Source organism: Treponema sp. R80B11-R83G3, from assembly GCF_054786115.1.
In genome coordinates, this window is the sequence record NZ_BDHF01000212.1 from 1 (window position 1) to 1,396 (window position 1,396).

Below are 1,396 nucleotides of genomic sequence, written 5' to 3' on the forward strand. Positions count from 1 at the left end.
CATTTATTATTTGTGATAAATTTGCGTCTTTATCTTCCGTCAGGCGCTGCCTGTTTTTAAAAAAGGCGTAAAAAAAAGCGTTTTTTCTGGCCTCAATTATGGCCAGAGTTACAGTTTGCGCAAATTTTTCATTATGGGCAATACATTCAAGAGTTGGGACAGGCGCGAATGGGGCAGACAAAGAGAGGGCAAGCCCCTTGGCGATTGAATAACCGATTCGAAGGCCAGTAAATGAGCCGGGGCCGCCCATGCAAAGAATACCGTTAAGGTCTTTTGGCATTATGCCGGCTTTTTTCATAAGGCTGTCAATTAATTCCATAACAAGTTCCGAATGTCTTGTTCCGGCCTCCGTTTCGGAGGAAAATATTTCGTTCTCATTCGCGGCCGCTAAGGAAAGGAAAGATGCAGCCGTATCTATCGCAAGCAATTTCATAATTTATCAAGCCCTTTAATTTTTATCGCTCTGGAAACAGGGCTTGTTATCTCCATGCGGATCTTAATTGAATTTTCAGGAATTGATTTGGGTATGCGTTCGCTCCATTCAATTATTGAAATTCCATTGGAGTTGATTATTTCATCTCCGCCAATATCTTCAAAATCCTTATCACAATTAAGACGGTAAGCGTCAATATGGAGCAGGGCGGGGGAGGGGCCGTTTTGATATTCATTGATTATTGTATATGTGGGGCTTGTAATGTTTTCCGTTATGCCCAAACCAAGCGCAATGCCCTTTGTAAGGCAGGTTTTTCCGCTTCCAAGACAGCCTTCAAGAGCGATAACGGAACCTGCGGTAAGAAAACGCGCAATCCGTTTTCCAAGATTAATAGTTTCTTCAGGGGAATTAGAAACTATGTTAACCATAATTTAATCGGCAAGTCCGTCGGCAGAATCCAACTCGCTTATATAATGTTTAAGTTCCCTTATTACCGGAACAAGAGGATAATCAACAGCGTCAATAAATGTTACGTTAACGTCTTTTTGCCCCGTTGGCTTTACTTCTATGGAAAAATCAATACGGTAATCGTTATGTTTGTTATTTAATTCAATAACTGCGACGCTTGTATAAAGTTTTCTGTAGTAAATTGGGACATCCTTTCTGATCATGTCTTTTAATGTTACAATTTTCATCCTTTTATCCTTTTTATTTTTTTACTCCTGTGAATATTCATATACAAATGAATTAATTACATTCATTGATTTTTGCGTTAATTTAAGGAATTTCATATGAATAATAGTATTTACGCCCATTCTATTTGTCCTTAAAACCTGCCCCAAAGCCGCTAAGTTTATATCGCATAATATAAATTCAACTTTAAACCTTGCTCCAACCAATTACGGTTTCTTTCACAGCGGCGTTTCCGCAGAAGACAGACGTCCATCGCCTGTTCAATGTGCC

3 protein-coding genes are annotated in these 1,396 nt (G+C 39.3%); all 3 read right to left on the reverse strand.

Annotated features, from left to right (window positions below; all coding sequences use genetic code 11):
• Positions 1-433, reverse strand: a 433-nt coding sequence (gene tsaB, locus ACYVRH_RS12690) for a tRNA (adenosine(37)-N6)-threonylcarbamoyltransferase complex dimerization subunit type 1 TsaB (protein WP_461257266.1), incomplete at its 3' end; no start/stop codon positions are given.
• Complete coding sequence (tsaE, locus tag ACYVRH_RS12695) at positions 430-861, reverse strand: tRNA (adenosine(37)-N6)-threonylcarbamoyltransferase complex ATPase subunit type 1 TsaE (protein ID WP_461257267.1); 432 nt, start codon at positions 859-861, stop codon at positions 430-432. The genes tsaE and tsaB, both read right to left, overlap by 4 nt.
• A 3-nt stretch (positions 862-864) precedes the next feature.
• Positions 865-1,128, reverse strand: coding sequence for a hypothetical protein (locus ACYVRH_RS12700; protein WP_461257268.1), 264 nt, complete (start codon positions 1,126-1,128; stop codon positions 865-867).
• Positions 1,129-1,396: the final 268 nt, after the last annotated feature.